Origin of the sequence: Shigella sp. FC1967, from assembly GCF_001743005.1 — a bacterium.
Lineage (GTDB): Bacteria > Pseudomonadota > Gammaproteobacteria > Enterobacterales > Enterobacteriaceae > Proteus.
The window spans coordinates 1-1,858 of sequence record NZ_MIIZ01000925.1 but is presented as its reverse complement, the minus strand read 5'-3'; the positions used below and the strand labels follow the sequence as shown (position 1 = coordinate 1,858).

The 1,858-nt window shown below is 34.4% G+C and carries 1 pseudogene; it reads right to left on the bottom strand.

Annotated features, from left to right (window positions below):
- Positions 1-408: 408 nt before the first annotated feature.
- Positions 409-1,858: pseudogene (locus BHE89_RS27510) on the bottom strand (type I secretion system permease/ATPase); the annotation flags it as partial.

Genomic DNA, 1,858 nt, shown 5'->3' with positions numbered 1-1,858 from the left:
CTAAGATAAATTCTGTTTTTTCATTTAATTGAGCATATAAGCGTTGTTGAGTAATCAGTAAATTATCATATTGTTCTGATAAGGATTTTACTAAGGCTTTTGATTGGATAGGACTTAATTGAATAAGGGGTTGACCTTCGATTACGCTATCACCATTCTTCACTAAAATATCAGTAATAATACCTTCTACTGAAGCTTGAACACTCTTTTTATTACCTGAAATTGAAACATTTCCTTTCGCAGATACACCTTTATCTAAAGGCGCAAATGCCGCCCAAAAAATAAAAATAGCAAGACCTAAAAAAATAACTGACCATCCTATTATTAAGAATTTTCTAGGATCATCTGAAATACCATGAACAATATCGATTTCATTTTTTTTTTGTGATCATAATAATTTTCTCAATATTAAATATTGCTTTGACTAATCGGTGTTGGTGTTGGCGTACTCTTTATTACCGATGAGTTATTTAACTCAGCGATCACTGCTGTTGTAGAGCCAAATAATTTGGTGTGACCCTCGAAAAGAACTAAGAGTTTATTGGTTACTGAGAGTAGTTGTTTTTGATGCGTGATCAATATAACGGTTTTTTTTATTCTGCTTAAGTGTCTGAATGGCTTGCATTAAAGCTTTAATGCCTAAATCATCCAAATTAGAATTTGGTTCATCTAAAACGATGAGAGCAGGATCACCATATAATGCACGAGCTAACGCAATACGTTGGCGCTGTCCTCCTGACAATCCTTCACCATGAGCGCCAATAATGGTTTCATAACCATCAGGAAAACGTAAAATCATTTCATGAACATTTGCCATCATTGCTGCTTGAGTGACTTTTTGAGGATCTATTTCAGAAAAGCGAGCAATATTTTCGGCAATTGTACCTGGGAAAAGGGCGATTTCTTGAGGAAGGTACCCAATATATTGACCAACTTCACTTTTATTCCATTGGTATATATCTGCATTATCAAGACGTATAGCACCTGTTTTAACTTCCCATATACCCACAATAAATTTAGCTAAAGAGGATTTACCTGAAGCACTAGGGCCAATAATACCAAGTACATCCCCAGGACTTAGTGAAAAATGAATATTATTTAATAATGTGCGTTCCGTTTGAGGATATTGAGCTTGATTAATATTTACTGTTAATTCGCCTTTAGGAACAGGTAGTGACATTTTTTTTATTTTCTTCAGGATACGCTTGTAATAGTGTGGTTAACCTTTTATAAGCTTCTTTACTGCTATCCCAGTTTTTCCATACACCAATAACTTGTTCAATCGGCGCTAGAGCGCGACCTAATAATATTGATCCTGCGATCATCATTCCTGGGCTAATGGTATTATCTATTGCTAGCCATCCGCCTAATCCTAGCATTAAAGATTGTAGCGCCATTCGGGTGACTTTTGTTATTGCATTGACACCTGCTGCATTATCACTTGCATGAGTTTGTGCTTGTAGATATTTAAAGTGAGCTGTTTGCCATTGGTTACGTAAATAACCTAGCATTCCCATTGCTTCAATAGGCTGTGGATGTTCAAAATGATGACCTTGTATTATCTGTGCTTGATTAGCAAACTCATTGGCTTTTTTTAATGATGAACGAGATAAATATTCATTAAGAATTGCTAAAGAAAATAAAATGAGTGCACCACATAATGCAAATAATCCTAACCATGGATTAAATAATGCGATAACAAGAAGGTAAATAGGAAACCAAGGTAAATCAAAAAAAAGCAAAAAATAGCATGACTTGTAATAAATTGCCTAATCGTCACTAAATCATTAAATGCTAAAGAGGAATTAATACCCGGTATTTTGTTTAATTTTGCTTGATATGCAGAAGTATAAATCCT